Here is a 20,479-nt window from a genome sequence, read left to right as displayed (position 1 = left end):
GCATATTATAGCGCGATGCCTATGACTTAAGTGACGCTCGACGGCGGCGTTGCGCGAGGGCGCGGCCAAGCAAGGCCTTAAGGCAACTTGCTGCGTTTGATGGCAGCGTTGATTTCGGCAATGGCACGCTCTATATCTTCTTCATCAAGGTCTGCAGCCGTTGCGGGAATACTGTGCTCATCAGGCTCTGTTAGCCCGAGGATAGTGTGTGACTGAGCGAGTGACATCTCCAAGGTGGAAATCGTCAGTGACTGTTCAGACTTGCTCTCCCACTGCACGCCGACGGCACTCAGGTTGTCCATGTTTTTTCCGCCCAGTTTTTCTGCCGTGTCCAGCAGGCTAGGCACCGAATGTGCGACACCAAGACCTGTGTGGAGGATATCCTGTATCCGTTCATCGCTGAGTTGTGACCATAGGCCATCGCTGCATAGCAATATTTGGTCGCCGGCTTGGAGCAGGCGAGGCGGGGCGATCTCGATGGTGGGTGGGAGTTCGCTACCCAGGCAATTGTAGATCTTGTGTCGGTCAGGGTGGTGTATGACGGAAGCTGCATCCAGCTTGCCTTGTTTCAACATCATTTGCACGATGGAGTGGTCTTCAGTACGGAACAGGCGTTTGCCGTGACGGAAGTGATACAGGCGTGAGTCGCCTACATGAGCGCAGTACAGAGTATTGTTTTGCAGGATACCCACCACCAGTGTGGTCTTGGGCGTTTCATCCAGGCCACGGTTTTCCGCCAGTTGATGAATGGCCTCATGCAGTTTCACGATCTCGGTTTGCAGGAAGACTGTGACATCGTCCAAGTCCGGCTTGGCAGCTCGCTGGAATGCACCTGTCAACATCTTGACGGCCAGTTGCGCCGCGACTTCGCCATGGTGATGCCCACCCATACCGTCGGCGAGCACCAGCAGTACGGCGTTCTTGCTGTAGGAGTAGGCAACTCGATCCTGATTGACCGGGCGTCCGCCGCTGCGGCTACTTTGGTGAATCGTGAATTTCATGGATGAAACCCCTCTTAATCCTGGGTGAACAGCGAGGTAATCTTGTGCAGCCAGCCGTGGCGTGCGGGCAATGGCACAGCTTCCAGCAATGATTTCTGCAAGGCAAACACACTAGGCGGGCGTTCCATATAATCCAGAGCCATGCAACTATCAATAATCCCCAGCAGATTGCGGGAGTATTTTCCCTTGCCTAGTTTGCTGGCAGGAATCAACAAATCCTTGTTAACGCGCTGATCAGCGGCCTGGGGCGCTGCTTGCAGCAAGCAGGCATACATGCTGGCGCCGATGCTATAGACATCGCTCCAGGGGCCAAGTTGCTTGCGGTCGCCATATTGTTCGGGAGAGGCAAAGCCAGGGGTGTAGCTGGGTGGTAGCTTGTTGGATGCCTCGTTGAGTGCCATGCGGGCAGAGCCGAAATCGAGTAATACTGGTGAGCCATCCAGGCGGATATAAATATTGGCGGGCTTGATGTCGAGATGCAGTAGCTTTTGTGCATGTACTTCACGCAGGCCATTCAGCAATTGGCTGAAAATACTGCGCAGCATGGTTTCGGGGAGGGCGCTATCGCGCGCGAGTACATATTCCTGCAGGGATTTCCCGCGCTCGTAGCGCATTACCATATACACCGTATCATTGGCGCGGAAGAAGTTTTGCACGCGCACGATATTCTTGTGCTCAATGTTCGCCAGCGCCCGGCCTTCCTCGAAAAAACATTTCAGGCCAAAACGGAACCCTGCTGCCGCTTCATTGGTTGGGATGCGTACTTGATCGCCCTCCTTGCGCAAGGCGAGCATATTGGGAAGATATTCCTTAATGGCGACAGTGCTGTCGTTTTCCAGGTCGCGGGCAATATAGACGAAGCTGAATCCACCGGCACTGAGAAGCTTTTTGATTTCATAGCCCTGCAATTGATAGCCTGGCGGCAGGGCAAGATTCTGGTTGGCATGCATGGGTGGCTGACTAAGTAAGCGGCAAGGGTAAAACCTATAATTTGCAGGCTATTCTGTCATGAAACGCTCGGGATTTGATACCATGGGCCAAATTTAATCAGGAATGTGCATCAACATGATTTTCAGCATGACCGGATATGCTTCGCTGGAGCAAGAGATTAACCATGGTGTTCTGGTGCTCGAGTTGCGCTCGGTCAATCATCGTTACCTGGAGCTGCAACTCAAGCTGGATGACAATGTGCGCATGTTCGAGCCGCAGGTGCGTGAGCTGATTAGCAGCCGCCTTAAGCGCGGCAAGGTGGAATGTCGCATTAGCCTGGTACACCGGGCAGCTGAACAGCGTCAGGTGCAATTGGATGACACGGTCTTGCAGCAATTGGCGCAGATGACCGTCAGTGTACAACGCCACTTTCCGGAAAGCCGTCCATTGAGCGTTGCCGATATCCTGCGCTGGCCTGGTGTGATATTAGGCGAGGGCACAGACCATGAAGCGCTGGCGGCGGCGATACAGGATAGCTTGCTGAAGCTGGTACAGAAAATGACAGAGGCACGTGCTCGCGAGGGCATCAAGCTCAAGGCCATCATCCTTGAACGCCTGGCGGAAATGGAAGGCCTGGTTGCCAAGGTACGTCCCTTGTTGCCCGAACAGGTGAAAATCTACCAGGAACGCCTGACAGCCAAACTCAAGGAAGCTTTAGGCGCGACAGATGAAGAGCGCGTGCGCCAGGAGCTCACCATCTTTGCCCAGCGCATTGATGTAGACGAAGAACTGAGCCGCCTTGGGGCGCACATTGAGGAAGTCAAACGCATACTGGAGGCAGGTAGCCCAGCAGGCAAGCAACTGGACTTTCTCATGCAGGAGTTGAACCGTGAAGCCAATACACTGGCCTCCAAGTCCGTGTCCACAGAAGTATCCCAGGTTGCCATGGCGCTCAAGCTGCTGATTGAGCAAATGCGCGAACAAGTGCAGAACATCGAATAATCATCCCGACGGCTTCAGCTTGTGGTGTCAGGCCGTGAACATCATTAGATCCGGAACTTAAAGCAATGCGCGATTTCAGATATTCTTTTTTTGTCACTTTTCTATGTTTAGGGCTGGCTGCGCTCTGGGGCTATGAGCTCAAGGGCGGGGTGGCTGGTATTTGGCCAGCGTTAAGTGTGGCATTGATCCTGGGTATCATGGAAGTTAGCCTGTCTTTTGATAATGCCGTGGTCAATGCCTCTATCCTCAAGGAAATGGATGAAAAATGGCGGCATATTTTCCTGACGGTAGGCATATTGATTGCGGTATTCGGCGTGCGCTTGCTGTTTCCTTTATTGCTGGTGGCGGTGGCGACCGATCAAGGGTTGATGGAGGTCGCGAACATGGCGATCAACAACCCAGTGTTGTATGCGGATTACCTAGATGACGGCCACGATGCGATTGCAGCGTTTGGCGGCTCTTTCCTGTTCCTGGTATTTCTCAGTTTCCTGTTTGATCCCGACAAAGAGTTGCATTGGTTAGGCCGCCTGGAAGCCGTGTTTGGCAAGCTGGGCAGTATGGAATCTATCAAGATCATCGTGATTTTATTGATCTTGCTAGGTTTGCAGAATTTCCTGCCCATTTCTCAGGCTGAGCGCCTGACTATCCTGCTAGCAGGCCTGAGCGGGGTGGTCTTGTATGTTGTGATTGATAGCCTGAGCGGATTTTTCTCCTCGCAGGCCGAAGGCGATGCTTTTGCCAAGACGGCAAAGCGTAATGGCGCAATGGGTTTTCTCTATCTTGAAATCCTCGACGCCTCGTTCTCATTTGATGGTGTGATCGGTGCATTCGCGATTACACGCGATGTGGTCATCATCATGCTGGGCCTGACCATAGGCGCAATGTTCGTTCGCTCCATGACCGTGCGGCTGGTATACAAGGGTACGCTCGACAACTATGTTTATCTGGAACACGGGGCGCATTATGCGATTGGGGTTCTGGGGCTGATCATGTTCTATACCATCTACCGGCCCGTGCCTGAAGTGGTGACTGGGCTCATCGGCGTGGTATTCATCATGGCGGCTTTCTTGTCATCTATTTTCTACAAGCGCAGACTGGCGCAACGGGTCTAATTTTTTAAGTTTGCACGACGGAACACAAGGCTATGAAAGGCAATCTATTTATCATCACTGCTCCATCGGGTGCCGGGAAAACTTCGCTAGTGCGTGCCCTGCTTGATGGTGACGAGCATATCAAGCTCTCGGTATCCCACACGACTCGTCAGCCACGGCCTGGCGAGGAAGATGGCGTGCATTACCACTTCGTTGAGGAGTCGCGGTTTGTGGAATTGCTCAACCATGGTGACTTCCTGGAAAGTGCCCAGGTGCACGGTGCGTATTACGGCACCTCGCAGTCTACGGTGAATTCTGTGCTGGCAGCGGGATATGACTTGATCCTGGAAATCGATTGGCAAGGTGCCCAGCAGGTACGCAACCAATATGCCGAAGCGATCAGTATCTTTATCTTGCCGCCTTCGATGGAGGCGCTGGAGCAACGCCTGAACAATCGTGCGCAGGATAGTGCCGAGGTGATTGTCCGCCGGCTTGCTGCCGCGCGGGATGAGATGCGCCACGTGGCAGAATTCGACTATGTTACAATTAACGACAGATTCGAACATGCGCTGGAAGATCTGCGTGCGATTATTCGCAGCCAGAGATTACGGCGTGAAAAGCAGCTTGTCCGTTACCAAGATGTAGTGCAAAAACTACTTTGAGCTGCCGACTGTGCATGGCAATGATGACAAAATTCAGGAGATATTCGTAACATGGCCCGTATTACCGTTGATGACTGTCTGGAAAAGATTCCTAATCGTTTCCAGTTGACCCTTGTAGCCGCTTACCGTGCACGTCAGCTTGCGAATGGCTCCGAGCCGTTGGTGAATGCGCATGGTAGCAAGGACAAGCCTACTGTATTGGCCCTGCGTGAAATCGCAGCCTCCAAGGTGGGTCTGGAAGTATTGAATCGCGGACAGGCCTAACGCCAACCGTGTAGTGATGCGAGCTGGTGATGCAACCGGGATGGTGCCAGCGCATGATCCCGGGTTTGCGACGATGTAGCATTAAGTAATTACTGGAATTTATGCCCAAAACCGCAGCCAAAAGACCAGCCGAACCAGTTATACCCCCACCTTTGCTGCCAGCCGACAGCGAAGACTCCCAACTCACCCTGCGCCTGCGGGAATACCTCAAGCAAGATGACATCGACCATATCTGGGATGCCTACCGGTTCAGCGCTGCTGCGCATGAAGGTCAGGTACGCCGCAGTGGTGAGCCTTATGTGATTCATCCTGTCAGTGTCGCTGGCATTCTGGCGGAATTGCATCTTGACCCTCCCACATTGATCGCCGCTTTGCTCCATGATGTAGTAGAGGATACCGGCGTTACCAAGCAGGAAATTGGCGAGAAGTTCGGCAAGCAGGTGGCCGACTTGGTGGATGGCTTGTCCAAGCTGGACAAGATCGAGTTCCAGAGCGCAACCCAGGCGCAAGCGGAGAATTTCCGCAAAATGTTGCTGGCCATGTCGCAGGATGTGCGCGTGATTTTGGTCAAGCTGGCTGATCGCCTGCATAACATGAGCACGCTGGATGTCATGAAGCCGGAAAAACAGCGGCGCATTGCGCGTGAAACGCTGGATATCTACGCGCCGATTGCCAACCGTCTTGGGCTCAACGAGATTTACCAGACGCTGGAAGACTTGAGTTTCAAGTATCTTTACCCCATGCGTCATCGCGTCATTTCCAAGGCCGTCATGGCGGCGCGCGGCAACCGCAAGGAAGTGGTCGGCAAGATACTCGATGCCATCAATCAGCGCCTGAAAGATCAGCATATCGACGCCGAGGTAACTGGGCGCGAGAAACATTTGTACAGTATCTACAAGAAGATGACCGGCAAGACCGTCACCTTCTCGCAAATCTACGATATTTATGGCTTCCGCGTCATTGTACGCGATTTGCCTACCTGTTATGCCGCACTTGGCGTGCTACACGGCTTGTACAAGCCGATTCCTGGCAAGTTCAAGGATTACATTGCTATTCCTAAAGCTAACGGTTACCAGTCATTGCATACGACTTTGTTCGGCCCGTTCGGCACGCCGATAGAAATCCAGATCCGTAGCCGCGAAATGCACAATATCGCCGATGCCGGTGTGGCGGCGCATTGGCTTTACAAGACTACTGATGCCCATTTGACGGCCTTGCAGCAGCAGACGCACCAATGGTTGCAGCGTTTGCTGGACATCCAGAACGAGAGCTCGGATTCGCTGGAGTTTCTTGAGCACTTCAAGGTGGACCTGTTCCCGGACGAGGTATACGTCTTTACGCCCAAGGGCACCATCATGGCCTTACCCAAGGGGGCGACAGCCGTGGATTTTGCCTATGCGGTTCATACCGACATCGGCAACCGCTGTGTGGCCGTGAAAATCAACCAGGAGCTGGCGCCGCTGCGTACCGAACTACACAATGGCGACCACGTCGAGATCATTACCGCAGCTCACGCGCATCCCAATCCAGCATGGCTAAATTATGTGCTGACAGGCAAGGCGCGTGCGCATATCCGCCATTATCTCAAGTCCATGCAGTCCACCGAGTCGGCATTGCTGGGTGAGCGCATGTTGAATCAGGCGCTACGCGCACTGCATGCTAACCCGGCGACGATAGACGATGCTGCCTGGCAACGACTGGTGCGCGACTATGGCGCCAAGAGCAAGGATGAAATCCTTGCAGATATTGGCATGGGGAAACGTCTCAATGTGATGGTGGCACACCAATTGATGGCACAGGCGGGTCAGCAGGAAGTTGTGACCGAGCAACAGCAGAAAGTGTCTGCCAAGGTGCTGGATACCATTACCATCCGTGGTTCCGAAGGGATGGCAGTACAATTTGCACAATGCTGCCGCCCCATCCCTGGTGATCCTATCCTGGGTTTCATCAACAAAGACAAGGGACTGGTGATCCATACCCATGATTGTCCGGCTATCCGTAAATTCCGCCTTGACCCCGATAAGTGGCTGGATGTGGAGTGGGACCCGCAAGGACACAGGCTATACAAGGTAAGCCTCAAGCTGGTGGTAGCAAACCGCCGCGGCATGCTGGCAAAGATTGCCTCCGGCATTGCCGAGGCCGGCTCAAATATTGACAATGTGAGCATGGAAGAGGCAGACAACAGCACTTATACCAATATGAACTTCACCGTGCAGGTGGAGAATCGCGTGCATCTGGCCGAACTCATGCGGCGCTTGCGCAAGATTCCCGATGTCGTCCGCATCAACCGCGTCAAGGGGTCGGGTGCGGAACAGCGTGTGCAGTAGTGCTCACTTACGTCGCAATTCAACAATTTCAATAAACTTAAGCAATTCAGGAGAGATTCATGGCAAAGCAAATCATCCATACCGATGGCGCACCACAGGCAATCGGTACCTATTCCCAGGCAGTCAAGGTCAACGGCAGCACAGTATATCTGTCCGGCCAGATCGGTCTTGATCCCGCTACGATGGAAATGGTGGATGGTATTGAGGCGCAGGTGCATCGCGTATTCAAGAACCTTAAGGCAGTGGCAGAGGCCGCTGGTGGCTCGCTGGCCGATGTGGTCAAGCTCAACATCTTCCTGACAGATCTTGGCCATTTTGCCTTGGTAAATACCATCATGGCAGAGTATTTCACCCAGCCTTACCCTGCACGTGCCGCTGTTGGTGTGGCGCAGTTGCCACGCAATGCCTTGGTTGAGGCAGATGGCGTGCTGGAGATTGGTGCTTAATCACCGGCAATAAATCACGCCAGGATCAGCCCTTTCCCCAAGATCATGGCGCCCACATTACCCGCCAATAGCAAGCTTGATGGTATCAAAGGCATGACGCCTGCATTGCAGGGGCGTCTTGCTAAACTCGGCATTGTGAATGTGCAGGGTTTATTGCTGCACTTGCCGTTACGCTATCTTGATGAAACCCGCATTACGCCCATTCGTGAACTGCGTGCTGGCGAGCAAGCTCAGGTGCAGGGCGAGATCGTACATGCCGAAGTCCAGTATCGTCCGCGCAAGGCCTTGATTTGCCGATTGCGCGATGATACCGGCCAGCTGGTGCTGCGATTCCTGCATTTTTACCCCAGCCAGGTCGCCAGCCTGAAGGAGGGTAAACATATTCGCGCCTTCGGTGAGGTCCGCGGTGGTTTCTTCGGTTGGGAGATGGTGCATCCGCAATGTAAACAGGCCGAAGAGGATGCACCGGTTGCCGAGGCATTGACGCCTTTGTATCCGACAACGGCTGGCCTGAGCCAGGCGACACTGCGTAAATGGATAAGCTGGGCATTGCAGCAGGCAGATACCGCAGAAATCCTGCCTCCTGCCATTTATCAACCGCTAGGCTTACCTGCTTTTGCAGATAGCCTGCGGCAACTGCATCATCCTGAGCCGGGTGTTGATCTGGGGAGTATAGAGTCACGTGATCATGTAGCCTGGCGCAGGCTAGCCTTTGATGAGTTGTTGGCACAACAGCTTTCTATGCTGAAGCATCATGCTCGGCGTAGACATCAAGGTGCGCCAGCATTGGCCCAATCCAAAAGCTTGGTGACTGCACTATTGCGTAGCTTGCCTTTTGCCTTGACCCAGGCCCAGCAACATGTGGCAGTGGAAATCAGCTGCGACTTGCAACAGCCACATCCCATGCAGCGATTATTGCAAGGCGATGTAGGCAGTGGCAAAACGATCGTCGCTGCCATGGCGGCTTTACAAGCGATTGAGAATGGTTGGCAGGCTGCCATCATGGCACCTACCGAAATCCTGGCCGAACAGCATTACCAGAAAATGCAGGGCTGGCTGGCACCGCTAGGTATCCAAGTGGCTTGGCTCTCTGGCAGCCAGGGCAAGAAGGAGCGGCGGGAAATGATGGCCGCAGTGGAGAAAGGTGAGGCGCAGCTGGTGATCGGCACTCACGCCTTGTTTCAGGATCAGGTCGTATTCCAGCGGCTGGCGTTGGCGATCGTCGACGAACAGCATCGGTTTGGTGTGCAGCAGCGGCTTTCCTTGCGGCAGAAGGGTGTGCAGCCACATCAGTTGATGATGAGTGCTACGCCTATCCCACGTACCTTGTCCATGAGCTACTTTGCCGATTTGGATGTCTCGGTGATTGATGAATTACCGCCAGGGCGTACGCCTATCGTCACCCGCTTGGTGTCGGATGCACGGCGCGACGAAGTGCTGGAGCGAGTGCAGCAGGCTTGCATGGAAGGGCGGCAAGCCTATTGGGTATGCCCCTTGATTGAAGAGTCCGAGGCGCTGCAATTGCAAACCGTGACCGATACCTATGAGAGCTTGCGCGAGACTTTTCCGCAATTGCGTGTGGGCCTAGTGCATGGTCGCATGAAGCCTGCCGAGAAACAGGCTGTGATGGCAGCCTTCAGTGCAGGTGAAACCCAATTGCTGGTGGCGACTACTGTCATTGAAGTAGGCGTGGATGTGCCTAATGCCAGTTTGATGGTGATCGAGCATGCCGAGCGCATGGGGCTTGCACAGTTGCACCAGTTGCGTGGCCGTGTCGGGCGTGGCGCCGCCAAGAGTAGTTGCATCTTGCTGTATCAGGATGGCAAGCTCTCCGAAACTGCGCGGGCGCGCCTTAGGATCATCTATGAATCCAGTGATGGTTTCGCTATCGCACAGGCTGACTTGGCGCTACGTGGTCCTGGAGAGTTCATGGGGGTGCGGCAGAGCGGAGTGCCCATGTTGAAGATTGCCGACTTGGAGCGTGACCAGGATTTGCTCGAAGTTGCTCGTGATATCGCAGCAGAATTGCTGGAGCAAGCGCCACAGGCGGCAGAGGTGCATCTGGCTCGCTGGCTTGGCCATGCGGAAGAATTGGTTAAAGTCTGAGATAATCACTCGGTGAAAGTCTTTGCCCATTTCCCGCAGATGCGAGACCGCTGGCTCAAAAAGCCGATTGGATCGCAGCATTATCGTCACTGGCTGAGTGAGCGCGGTTCACTAACGCTGCGTTTGCAGCGACATAGTCGCAAGTTTGCTGTACAGCCTGTGCGGCAGGCAAGGGCAAAACCACCTTTCCATGAGGCGCAGATGCTGTATGCGCTGCCTAGGCAGCATAGCCTGTTGCGGGATGTTATCTTGCGCTGTGATGGGGAGGCAGTTGTCTTTGCCCACAGTGTATTGCCCAGGCAGGCGATGCGTGGTGCCTGGCGCGGCTTGGGGCGACTTGGCAACCACTCATTGGGCAGTGCCTTATTTGCTGATCCATGCATGTGCCGTGACGAATTGCAATACAAGAAGCTTTCTCCCCGGCATTTTCTCTACCGCCTGGCCGCTGCGCATATTCCACAGCTCTATGGGCCAGTGTGGGCCAGGCGCTCAGTTTTTAGGTTGCATCAAGGTGCAGTGCTGGTGACCGAGCTATTTTTGCCTGCTGTGTTGACGCTACCTGAAGCAGATAACAAAGCCCTACAACCATCTAAATAAATGAATCTCTCACCTTTGCAACGAAAGCTGAATGCTTATTACCGCCTGACCCGGCTGGATAAGCCTATCGGCATCCTGTTATTACTCTGGCCGACATTGTGGGGCATATGGCTCGCCAGTCCCGCCTGGCCGGATAGCTTGGTATTGTTTGTCTTTATCATCGGTACGATATTGATGCGCTCGGCTGGCTGCGTCATGAACGACCTGGCTGACCGCAATTTTGACGGTCATGTGGAGCGTACACGCCAACGCCCCTTAGTGACCGGAGATGTGACGACGAGGGAGGCAATTGGGCTCGCAATGGGCTTGAGTCTGGTTGCGTTTGCATTGGTGTTGCAGTTGAATACCTTGGTGGTGGCGTTGTCATTCCCAGCCTTGTTCCTTGCCGCTAGTTATCCATTGACCAAGCGCTTCCTTTCCATTCCTCAGGCTTATCTTGGCATAGCATTCGGTTTTGGCATCCCGATGGCATTTGCTGCCATCACTGGTCAATTGCCGCTGGAGGCCTGGGTGCTGCTATTGGCGAATATATTCTGGGCTATTGCCTATGACACCGAGTACGCCATGGTCGATCGCAACGATGACCTCAAGATAGGCATCAGGTCTTCCGCTATTTTCTTTGGGCGGCTGGATATTGCTGCCGTCATGTCGTGCTACATCGTGTTCTTGGGACTGATGGCGTGGGTTGGGGTGCGCTTGCTGCAATCCTGGCCGTATTTCGCCGGATTGGTGGTTGCAGTATTCATTGCGCTATATCATTACACCTTGATCCGTGAGCGTGATCGCATGTCCTGCTTCAAGGCTTTTTTGCATAACAACTGGCTGGGTGCCGTGGTCTTTGCGGGCGTGCTAGCAAGCGATTATCTTTAAGCATGCATTTTAAGTATCTATGCAGATTGAAAAATCTAGCTCATAAATGTTTGACAAAGCGTGAAGCCTTGACTTACAATCCGCCTCTTAATTTTTTCAGCGAATATTGGTTTGTCCGATGAAGACCTTTTCTGCAAAAGCGCATGAAGTAAAGCGCGACTGGTTCGTAGTTGATGCTACGGATTTGGTGCTGGGCCGTTTGGCGAGTGAAATTGCGCACCGCCTGCGTGGTAAGCACAAGACTATTTACACACCGCACGTAGATACGGGCGATTATATTGTTGTGATCAATGCCGACAAGATCAAGGTAACTGGCAACAAGGCGCTGGACAAGAAGTACCACCGCCACAGTGGTTACCCAGGCGGTATTTCCACAACCACTTTTGGCAAGATGCAAGAGCGTTTCCCAGGCCGTGCCCTGGAAAAAGCTGTCAAGGGTATGCTGCCTAAGGGTCCATTGGGTTATGCGATGTTCCGCAAGCTCAAGGTCTACGCTGGCGAGAAGCATGACCATGCTGCACAACAGCCGCAACCATTGGTACTCCAAAGTCAAGCGTAAGGATAAGCAGCGATGATTGGTAAATATAACTACGGTACTGGCCGCCGCAAGAGTTCGGTAGCTCGTGTATTCCTGAAGTCCGGTAGCGGTAACATCGTTGTTAACGACAAGCCTGCTGACGAGTATTTCTCCCGCGTGACATCACGCATGATCCTGCGTCAACCATTGGCTTTGACAGAAAACGAAGCGAGCTTCGACATTCTGGTGAACGTCACTGGTGGTGGCGAGTCCGGTCAAGCTGGTGCAGTGCGTCACGGTATCACCCGTGCACTGATCGATTACGATGCTGCTCTGAAGAGCGCCCTGTCCAAGGCAGGTTTCGTCACTCGTGATGCACGTGAAGTTGAACGTAAGAAAGTCGGCCTGCGTAAAGCGCGTCGTCGTAAGCAGTTCTCCAAGCGCTAAGCTTTACTGCCGTATCATCAAAAAAGCCGCACTTGTTGCGGCTTTTTTGTTTTGGCTGTTTTCAAAATGTCTTGGGGTTTTGTTACTATAGATTTCCTGTGGATATGCCATGGGGCATGCGGAAGGTAAGTTCAAGTGATGCAAAGCAAAAAGATAAAGGTTGGCATTGTTGGCGGTACTGGATATACCGGTGTCGAGTTGTTGCGACTCTTGGCCCTACATCCGGATGTAGAGTTGAGTGTGATTACTTCACGCGGCGAAGCGGGCCTGCCAGTGGCGGATATGTTCCCCAGCTTACGTGGGCGTGTGAATCTTGCGTTTACTGATCCGGCACAAGCTGATCTGACTTTGTGTGACGTTGTGTTTTTCGCGACACCGCATGGTGTTGCTATGAGTCAGGCCAAGGCACTAGTGGCTGCGGGAGTAAAAGTCATTGATTTGGCTGCGGACTTCCGCTTGCAGGATACGGCAGTATTTGAGCAATGGTATAAGCTGTCCCATAGTTGCCCGGAGCTTTTGGCAGATGCCGCCTATGGTATTCCTGAGCTATATCGTGACAAAGTGCGCGCTGCACAAGTAATTGGCAATCCAGGATGCTACCCGACCACCGTATTGCTGGGGCTGGCTCCTCTATTGGAGCAAGGGTTGATCGATCTATCCGTCCCTATCATCTCCGATTCCAAGTCTGGCGTATCTGGCGCAGGTAGAAAGGCAGAAGTTGCCACCTTGTTTGCAGAGTCCAGCGATAATATGAAGGCTTATGGTGTTGCGGGACACCGGCATCATCCTGAAATTCATGCGCAGCTGCAGCAACTTGCAGGTGCGCAGGTGCAGTTTATTTTTGTGCCGCATTTAATCCCGATGATCCGCGGTATGTTGTCCACTATGTATGTCAAACTTTCGGCATCGGGTTTGAACACTGATATTCAGGCGTTGTATGAAGCGCGTTATCAGGGAGAGGCGTTTGTCGATGTATTGCCTCCAGGTAGCTTGCCTGAGACGCGATCAGTGCGTGGGGCTAATCAATTGCGTTTAGCGCTCTATCCCCAAGCAGATAGCGGTTATCTCACGATTATCGTAGTGCAGGATAACTTGGTGAAGGGAGCCGCAGGGCAGGCAGTGCAGAACATGAATATCATGTTTGATCTGGATGAGCAGGCCGGGTTGAATATTGTGCCGTTGCTACCTTGAGCGTTAGATGAAGCGACTTTCACGCCGCGTTAAGCGTCATTTTCATAAGCCAACTAAGCCGGTAGCCATCAAGTCTCACCGTGCCTGGTATTGGCGCTGGATCATGATCGTGGGGCTCGTCATCGTGGGTTATCTGCTGGCTTATTGGCGCTTGAGTGTCACTGGTACCCTAGGCATGGTGGATGCAAACGAGCCGAGCAAGCAGGAGCTGATAAGTCGTGCTGTCATGGCGGAGCGGCAATTGCAGGTACAACGGGCAGCTCAGGACAAGCTGGCAAATGATTTCGAGCAGGTACAAGATGAATTAATCAAACTCAAGGAAGACTTAGCGTTTTATAAAAGCATGCAAAATGGTGATGCTGTTGCTAAGTCGGTGAAATTGACTCGCTTGTTCGTCGAGAAGGCCAAGGAGCCCGGGCATTACCAATATCACTTGGTGCTATCCCAGCAAGGCAATTCCAGCAAGCCGGTGCAGGGTAATTTAAGTTTTATCGTGCAGGGCCATAACCAGCAAGGGCAAGTGGTCAAGCTTCCGCTGATATTACAGCCTGCCAATAGCAACCAGGCAAAAGTAAATTTCCGTTATTACCAACGCATGGATGGCAGCTTCGCCTTGCCAGACAACATCACGGCTGAAGAGGTTGAACTCAGCTTTCTTGAAACCGGGGCGACACAGCCCAATATTAGCCAGAAGGTAGAATTACCTGGATGAGGCTGATATGCATCACTTCTGGAAAAAGGTAGACGCATGTTCTTCAAGAGCAAGAATAAACCACAAAGCCGCATCGATACCTTGATCAGTACCGATACACGCATTGAGGGCAATATTACATTCAATGGCGGCTTGCGTGTGGATGGTCAAATCAAGGGAGATGTGAGTGAGTCTTCTGGTACTCCCAGTACGCTGGTATTAAGTGAGCAAGGACGCATAGAAGGCGCTGTGACTGTGGCTCGCATAGTATTGAATGGTGAAGTGCAAGGGCCGGTACGCTCAAGCCATTATCTGGAGTTGCTCGCGAAATCCAGAATTAGCGGGGATGTGTATTACAAATCTCTGGAAATCCACACCGGTGCCATTATTGAGGGCAAGCTGGTTTATTTGGGGGATGCTGCCAAAGCAGAAAGCCCTATTGTGCCCGAGGGCAAAGATTGACCGCGCGAGCCGCGCGCAGGATAATGAATTCAATTAGTTTAAGGAGTTACCTATCATGAATGCTGTTACAGAAGAAATCCCAAGCCCATTAGTCTTTACCGACAATGCGGCACGCAAGGTAAAAGAGTTGATTGATGAAGAAGGGTCGCCGGATCTTAAGTTGCGCGTATTTGTGAGCGGCGGTGGTTGTTCTGGCTTCCAGTACGGCTTTACTTTTGAGGAAATCGTTAACGACGATGATACGACCGTTGACAAGGATGGTGTCACATTGTTGATCGACCCCATGAGCCTGCAATACTTGGTAGGTGCTGAGATTGATTATCAGGATAGCCTGCAGGGTTCCCAGTTCGTGATTCGTAATCCTAATGCAACGACGACTTGTGGGTGTGGATCATCGTTTTCTGCCTAATGGCAAGCTAGCACGTGAATTAAAAAAGGGGCCGTAGGCCCCTTTTTCTTTTGCATCATCGCGTTAACTTCTTAACGCTGATCAATCGGTACAAAGTCACGACGTTCCGGGCCCATGTAAAGCTGGCGTGGGCGACCAATCTTTGAGCCGGGGTCGGACATCATCTCATTCCATTGTGCAACCCAACCGACGGTGCGCGCCAAGGCGAAGATGGCCGTGAACATAGAGTTCGGGATGCCCATCGCGCGCATGACAATGCCGGAATAGAAGTCGACATTAGGATACAACTGGCGGCTGACGAAATATTCATCTTCCAGTGCGATCTTTTCCAGTTCCAGTGCCAGTTTGAACATGGGGTCGTCATGCAGGCCCAGTTCGTCCAGTACTTGGTGACAAGTCTGGCGCATAATGGCTGCCCGTGGGTCCATATTGCGATAAACGCGATGACCAAAACCCATCAGCCGGAATGAGTCAGTTTTGTCCTTGGCGCGCTTGATATATTCGCCAATGCGGCTGACATCGCCAATTTCTTCCAGCATTTTCAATGTGGCTTCATTAGCACCACCGTGTGCGGGACCCCATAAGGAAGCAATCCCTGCTGCAACGCAAGCAAACGGGTTAGCACCACTGGAACCTGCGAGCCTCACGGTTGAGGTCGAGGCATTCTGCTCATGGTCTGCATGCAAGATCAGAATGCGTTCAAAAGCTTTTGCCAGCACCGGGTTAGGCTCATAGTCCTCGCATGGGGTAGCAAACATCATGTGCATGAAGTTTTCCGCATAGTTAAAGCGGTTCTTCGGATACATGAACGGCTGGCCAATATTGTACTTGTAGCTCCAAGCTGCAATTGTCGGTACCTTGGCCAGCAAACGATGTGCTGCAAATTCGCGATTTTTCGGATCGCTCACATCAATCGCTTCGTGGTAAAAAGCCGACATGGAGCCAACTACGCCTACCATGACCGCCATTGGGTGCGCATCGCGGCGGAAACCGCGGAAAATGTGCGTGAGCTGGTCATGCACCATGCTATGGCGCGTGATGGTATTGGTAAATTTGGTCTTTTGCTCAGCATTCGGTAATTCACCATGCATCAGCAGATAGCTAACTTCCATGAAGTCGGAGTGTTCTGCCAGTTGCTCAATGGGATAACCGCGATAAAACAGCAAGCCCTGCTCACCATCAATATAAGTAATATTGGAGTCACAAGAAGCAGTGGAAAGAAATCCAGGATCGTAAGTGAAATAGCCATGCTTGCCCAAGGAGCGAATGTCGATGACACTAGGCCCTAGCTTGCCGGGCAGGATGGGCAATTCGATGGGTGCAGAACCGTCATCGAAGGTAAGAGTGACTTTGCTTGGTTTCATCATTATTGAGTCAAGAGGGTTATTAGTTACAAATTACGCAGCATAAACTGCGCCAAGTATTCTCGGGCCGCGTGCGCCAGTGACAGCAGGCAGGTTGCTGGGCAGGCCCTCCAGGGTTTGCCTGGCTAGCCAGGCAAAAGCGCTAGCTTCTACGGCATTGACGCTAAGGCCAAGCGTATCGCTCAGTGCAATGGCTACCCGTGGCAGCAGTTTCTGTAATCGTTGCAGCAAGGCTTCATTATAAGCGCCTCCGCCACAGACATACAGCTCATCAACATTACCGCAATACTGTGTCACTGCGATGGCAATCGTCATCGCAGTCAGCTCCAAAAGCGTGCGCTGTACATCTTCTGGTGGCGTTTTATCCTGCATCTGGTGCAGGTGTCGTTCCAACCAGGCAAGATTGAAGGTATCACGCCCTGTACTCTTCGGTGGCGGCATTGAGAAGAAAGGATCCGCAAGCATCTGGTGTAGTAGCTGGGGAATTAATTTGCCACTGCTAGCCCAATCCCCATTCGCATCGTAATCCTTGCCTTGATGTTTGTGGATCCATGCATCCATCAACATATTGCCAGGGCCGGTATCAAAGCCAGTGATCTCCGCACTGTTGGTCGGTAGATTGGTCAGGTTGGCAATGCCGCCAATATTGAGCACCACGCGGTGCTTATCGGTGGACGAGAATATAGCGGCATGGAAAGCAGGAACCAGAGGTGCGCCGTGACCGCCGGCAGCAATGTCACGGCTACGGAAATCAGCAATGACTCGGATGCCAGTCAGCTCGGCTAATAATGCGGGGTTGCCTATCTGCAATGTAAAACCGAGTTCGGGTCGGTGACGTATAGTCTGCCCGTGGCAGCCGATGGCAGAAATAGCCGTGCGATCAATCCTGGCATTCTGTAAAAGTGTTTCAATGTTCTGGGCATACAACCGCGCAAGCTGATTGCCTAGCAGTGCGGCAGTTTCCAGTTCATTATGGCCTGCATCGTGCAGCACCAATAATTGTTGTTTTAGCGTGGCTGGATAGGGCGTGAATTGTTGCGCGATGACTTGGCAGTGATGTTGATCAACAGATGCAATGACGCTGTCGGCACCATCCAGGCTGGTGCCTGACATCAGGCCAATAAAAAGCTTAGCCTGCACTACTAGTCAAGCGACGCGACGTTGCTTGCACTCAGCAATTGTAATTGGGCGCTTAAATTGGCACTGTGAGTGAGGAAGGCATCACGATATTGTGGTGCGAGTGGCTGGGCCGCAGGCAGTGCTACCTTCAGAGGATCCCTGTGGATGCCATTGAGCAGGAATTCATAGTGCAGATGTGGCCCGGTTGCCATGCCTGTCATGCCAACATTACCAATGATGTCGCCTTGGGACACTTTCATGCCATTGCGCAAGCCAGGTGCAAAGCGGGAAAGGTGACCATAGACAGTGGTGACGCCATTGCTATGTTGCAAGTAAATCACGTTGCCGTAACCACCTTTAACGCCAACAAACTGCACAACACCGTCTGCAGGTGCCTTAATGCGTGTGCCGATAGGGGCTGCAAGGTCAACGCCTTTATGAGCGCGCATTTTCTGTAGAATCGGATGGAAGCGACCCATGGTGAAGCCGGAACTGATACGCGTGAACTCCAGTGGGGAGCGCAGGAAAGATTTATGCAAGCTTTTGCCTTCGGGTGTGTAGTACGCGACTTTACCTTCGGGATTGCGATACATAATCGCTTTATAGGTCTTGCCTTGATTGGTGAATTCAGCAGCTAGAACTTGGCCGGTGTTCACCAAGTTGCCGTTATTGTATTTCGCTTCGTAAATGACGACAAAGCGATCGCCTTTGCGCAAGTCGCTATGGAAGTCGATATCGGAAGAGAAAATCTCTGCCATCTGGATGGCGATTGAATCTGGAATGTCTGCCGCATCGGTAGCTGCAAATAGTGAACTACGAATTTCAGCTGTTTTCAGTACATTATGAATTTCAAAGGTCGGCTCACCAGTCTTGGCCTGGTAACCGGAATCGGTGCGCTCTACGGTAAGAGTAGAAGTTGGGCTGAGTTGGTATTGCAGTTTGAGCAACTCGCCATTGCCGTTGACTTGGGCTTGAATGGCACGTCCTGGCCGCAGTTGGGAAGCGAGTGCGCTCGCTTCGGCGTTTCTGCGTAAAAATTCCAGGGCCTCGTTATTCTGTACATTCAACCGGGCCATCAGGCTGGATAAGGTGTCATCGCGGCGGACTTGATCTGCTTGCCAATAGTTTTCGCTTTCGAGATTTTCTGAAACTAGCGGGGTAGAAATCTCAGGGAGTGCAATATCCTCAATAATGGTGGAAATCGCAATATCCTGCGTAGAGGTTTGTGGCGCAATACCAAAAGCAGTAATGATACCGAAGAGTGGCAGGCTGGAAATGGCGAGCAACCAACGCAGGCGTAGCTTGCGTTCTTTTAATGCTGGGTTTTGCGTTAAAATAACTTCCTTTTGGCTCTGCTCAGTTTGCTGCACTGGTCACTACCTCATTACTGTTACAAATCAACGATGAGGCATGCTAACAGAAAAATTCTGCATGGTGAAGGCAAAAAAGCATCCTAAGATACGGATAATTATCAGATATGGCGAATTTGAACGATGACTGGGCGCTGATAAAGCGTGGTATTGATGACCTGATTGGCGAGCAGGAGTTGATTGAGAAGCTGAAGTCTGGGCGACCATTAAAGGTAAAGGCAGGCTTCGACCCGACTGCTCCTGATTTGCATTTGGGGCATGCGGTATTGATCAATAAATTGCGTCAGTTTCAGGATCTTGGTCATCAGGTACTTTTCTTGATTGGTGATTTCACCGGGATGATAGGAGACCCTACTGGTAAGAGTGCTACCCGCCCGCCATTAAGTGCTGAACAGGTGCAGCTCAATGCGCAAACCTACCAAGAGCAAGTTTTCAAGATACTCAAGCCTGAGCAGACTGAGGTGGTGTTCAACTCAAGTTGGATCAATGAGCTTGGTGCCGCGGGCATGCTTAAGTTGGCAGCAACACACACCGTGGCACGGATGTTGGAGCGTGATGACTTTGAAAAGCGTTACAAGAGCAACCAGCCAATTGCCATTCATGAGTTCCTCTATCCTTTATTGCAGGGGTATGACTCTGTAGCCTTGAGGGCGGATATTGAGCTTGGCGGTACTGACCAGCGCTTTAACTTATTAATGGGTCGTGAATTGCAGAAGCATTTTGGTCAGGCCCCACAGTCTGTTCTCACTGTTCCATTGCTTGAGGGCTTGGACGGCGTTAATAAGATGTCCAAATCTTTGGGTAACTATATAGGTATTGCTGAACCAGCCAATACTATATTTAGTAAGCTCATGTCAGTGTCTGACGAATTGATGTGGCGGTATATTACCTTGTTGTCATTTGAGTCAATGGCCACTATTGAGCAGTGGCGCGCCTCTGTGGCAGCAGGTGAGAACCCGCGCAATATTAAGGTGCGCTTTGCGCAGGAAATCGTCGCACGATTCCATAGTAAGCAAGCTGCTGTTGATGCACTTGCCGATTTTGAGTTGCGTTCAAAAGGTGGAATTCCTGAAGATGTGCCAGAAGTGAGTGTGACTATCCAAGAGGCTGCAATCGCCATTGGTCCCTTATTGAAGCAAGCGGGCTTGGTTGCTAGCACCTCCGAAGCCTTTCGCATGATAGAGCAGGGTGGAGTGAAGTTGGATAGCGAGAAAGTTACGGATCGTAACCTTCAGTTACCTGTGGATGCCGTGGTGGTCGCTCAAGTGGGGAAGCGCAAATTTGCACGTATTACTATTAGTAAGTAATGCAGCTGCAATAGTCCCAATTGTAATTATTTTGTAACGGTCGTAAAAAGGGCTTGACCAGGAAATTGGCGTGAGTAAAATGCGCACCTCGCTTGAACGGCGGGGCTCGCAGGAGAGTTTAAAGAAATGAAAATTCTCCTTGACCGATTTAAAAAGGTCTGTAAAATGCGCGGCTTCGCTGAGAAAGCGAAGCGCTGTTAAGCAAGTTTTGAATGAAGTTAAAAAAACTGCTTGACTGGATCGAAAAGGTCTGTAAAATGCGCGGCTCGCTGAACGAGGTGATGTGAAGCGAAGTTAGTTAGAAAG

The 20,479-nt window shown here is 52.1% G+C and carries 21 protein-coding genes; 16 read left to right on the top strand and 5 right to left on the bottom strand.

Translation table 11 applies throughout. The annotated features are described in order from the left end of the window. Nucleotides 1-77: 77 nt before the first annotated feature. Nucleotides 78-1,001, bottom strand: a complete 924-nt coding sequence (locus tag LG202_RS10030; protein ID WP_230348311.1) for a PP2C family protein-serine/threonine phosphatase — start codon at nucleotides 999-1,001, stop codon at nucleotides 78-80. A 14-nt stretch (nucleotides 1,002-1,015) separates the two neighbouring features. Then, on the bottom strand, nucleotides 1,016-1,951 hold the full coding sequence (locus tag LG202_RS10025; protein WP_230348310.1) for a serine/threonine protein kinase: 936 nt from the start codon (nucleotides 1,949-1,951) through the stop codon (nucleotides 1,016-1,018). A 115-nt stretch (nucleotides 1,952-2,066) separates the two neighbouring features. On the opposite strand from LG202_RS10025, the gene LG202_RS10020 reads away from it, so the two are divergent. The 15 genes from LG202_RS10020 to erpA all read left to right on the top strand — a co-directional run bounded on the left by LG202_RS10020 (nucleotide 2,067) and on the right by erpA (nucleotide 15,013). Further along, a complete protein-coding gene (locus LG202_RS10020) occupies nucleotides 2,067-2,933 on the top strand; it encodes a YicC/YloC family endoribonuclease (RefSeq protein ID WP_230348309.1) in 867 nt (288 codons plus the stop codon). Between the two features lie 65 nt (nucleotides 2,934-2,998). Continuing rightward, entirely contained in the window at nucleotides 2,999-4,045 is a 1,047-nt protein-coding gene (locus LG202_RS10015; RefSeq protein WP_230348308.1) for a DUF475 domain-containing protein, read from the top strand. Nucleotides 4,046-4,077: 32 nt separating this feature from the next. Beyond that, nucleotides 4,078-4,686, top strand: coding sequence for a guanylate kinase (gene gmk / locus LG202_RS10010; protein ID WP_230348307.1), 609 nt, complete (start codon nucleotides 4,078-4,080; stop codon nucleotides 4,684-4,686). Nucleotides 4,687-4,737: 51 nt separating this feature from the next. Next, the gene (gene rpoZ / locus LG202_RS10005; RefSeq protein ID WP_230348306.1) at nucleotides 4,738-4,950 is read left to right on the top strand and encodes a DNA-directed RNA polymerase subunit omega; all 213 of its coding nucleotides are present in this window, start codon (nucleotides 4,738-4,740) and stop codon (nucleotides 4,948-4,950) included. Between the two features lie 101 nt (nucleotides 4,951-5,051). After that, a complete protein-coding gene (locus LG202_RS10000) occupies nucleotides 5,052-7,277 on the top strand; it encodes a RelA/SpoT family protein (protein WP_230348305.1) in 2,226 nt (741 codons plus the stop codon). Nucleotides 7,278-7,336: 59 nt separating this feature from the next. After that, nucleotides 7,337-7,723, top strand: coding sequence for a RidA family protein (locus tag LG202_RS09995; protein ID WP_230348304.1), 387 nt, complete (start codon nucleotides 7,337-7,339; stop codon nucleotides 7,721-7,723). A 45-nt stretch (nucleotides 7,724-7,768) separates the two neighbouring features. Next, the gene (gene recG / locus LG202_RS09990) at nucleotides 7,769-9,829 is read left to right on the top strand and encodes an ATP-dependent DNA helicase RecG (RefSeq protein WP_268867645.1); all 2,061 of its coding nucleotides are present in this window, start codon (nucleotides 7,769-7,771) and stop codon (nucleotides 9,827-9,829) included. A 12-nt stretch (nucleotides 9,830-9,841) separates the two neighbouring features. Continuing rightward, the gene (locus LG202_RS09985) at nucleotides 9,842-10,426 is read left to right on the top strand and encodes a chorismate--pyruvate lyase family protein (protein ID WP_230348303.1); all 585 of its coding nucleotides are present in this window, start codon (nucleotides 9,842-9,844) and stop codon (nucleotides 10,424-10,426) included. Beyond that, nucleotides 10,427-11,296: a 4-hydroxybenzoate octaprenyltransferase gene (ubiA, locus tag LG202_RS09980; protein ID WP_230348302.1), complete on the top strand. Its 870-nt coding sequence runs from the start codon at nucleotides 10,427-10,429 to the stop codon at nucleotides 11,294-11,296. It begins immediately after the preceding gene. Between the two features lie 118 nt (nucleotides 11,297-11,414). Beyond that, nucleotides 11,415-11,855 carry a 50S ribosomal protein L13 gene (gene rplM, locus LG202_RS09975; RefSeq protein WP_230348301.1) on the top strand — a complete coding sequence of 147 codons (441 nt, stop codon included), beginning with the start codon at nucleotides 11,415-11,417 and terminating at the stop codon, nucleotides 11,853-11,855. Between the two features lie 12 nt (nucleotides 11,856-11,867). Beyond that, entirely contained in the window at nucleotides 11,868-12,260 is a 393-nt protein-coding gene (rpsI, locus tag LG202_RS09970) for a 30S ribosomal protein S9 (protein ID WP_230348300.1), read from the top strand. 138 nt (nucleotides 12,261-12,398) lie between these two features. Next, nucleotides 12,399-13,451, top strand: a complete 1,053-nt coding sequence (argC, locus tag LG202_RS09965) for an N-acetyl-gamma-glutamyl-phosphate reductase (RefSeq protein ID WP_230348762.1) — start codon at nucleotides 12,399-12,401, stop codon at nucleotides 13,449-13,451. Nucleotides 13,452-13,458: 7 nt separating this feature from the next. Then, nucleotides 13,459-14,163 carry a DUF6776 family protein gene (locus LG202_RS09960; RefSeq protein ID WP_230348299.1) on the top strand — a complete coding sequence of 235 codons (705 nt, stop codon included), beginning with the start codon at nucleotides 13,459-13,461 and terminating at the stop codon, nucleotides 14,161-14,163. A 36-nt stretch (nucleotides 14,164-14,199) separates the two neighbouring features. Further along, on the top strand, nucleotides 14,200-14,604 hold the full coding sequence (locus tag LG202_RS09955) for a bactofilin family protein (RefSeq protein WP_230348298.1): 405 nt from the start codon (nucleotides 14,200-14,202) through the stop codon (nucleotides 14,602-14,604). A gap of 55 nt (nucleotides 14,605-14,659) precedes the next feature. Further along, nucleotides 14,660-15,013, top strand: coding sequence for an iron-sulfur cluster insertion protein ErpA (gene erpA, locus LG202_RS09950; RefSeq protein ID WP_230348297.1), 354 nt, complete (start codon nucleotides 14,660-14,662; stop codon nucleotides 15,011-15,013). 71 nt (nucleotides 15,014-15,084) lie between these two features. Here erpA and gltA read toward each other — a convergent pair whose 3' ends face one another. The 3 genes from gltA to LG202_RS09935 are packed head-to-tail and all read right to left on the bottom strand — an operon-like array spanning nucleotide 15,085 to nucleotide 18,866. After that, the gene (gltA, locus tag LG202_RS09945; protein ID WP_400881964.1) at nucleotides 15,085-16,380 is read right to left on the bottom strand and encodes a citrate synthase; all 1,296 of its coding nucleotides are present in this window, start codon (nucleotides 16,378-16,380) and stop codon (nucleotides 15,085-15,087) included. Between the two features lie 30 nt (nucleotides 16,381-16,410). Then, nucleotides 16,411-17,517 carry an anhydro-N-acetylmuramic acid kinase gene (locus tag LG202_RS09940; RefSeq protein WP_230348296.1) on the bottom strand — a complete coding sequence of 369 codons (1,107 nt, stop codon included), beginning with the start codon at nucleotides 17,515-17,517 and terminating at the stop codon, nucleotides 16,411-16,413. 2 nt (nucleotides 17,518-17,519) lie between these two features. After that, a complete protein-coding gene (locus LG202_RS09935; protein WP_230348295.1) occupies nucleotides 17,520-18,866 on the bottom strand; it encodes a peptidoglycan DD-metalloendopeptidase family protein in 1,347 nt (448 codons plus the stop codon). A 107-nt stretch (nucleotides 18,867-18,973) separates the two neighbouring features. Here LG202_RS09935 and tyrS point away from each other — a divergent pair, with 107 nt between their 5' ends. After that, on the top strand, nucleotides 18,974-20,173 hold the full coding sequence (tyrS, locus tag LG202_RS09930; protein WP_230348294.1) for a tyrosine--tRNA ligase: 1,200 nt from the start codon (nucleotides 18,974-18,976) through the stop codon (nucleotides 20,171-20,173). Nucleotides 20,174-20,479 lie beyond the last annotated feature (306 nt).

The organism is Methylobacillus methanolivorans (assembly GCF_054588515.1).
This window is presented reverse-complemented; position numbering and strand designations above follow the sequence as displayed.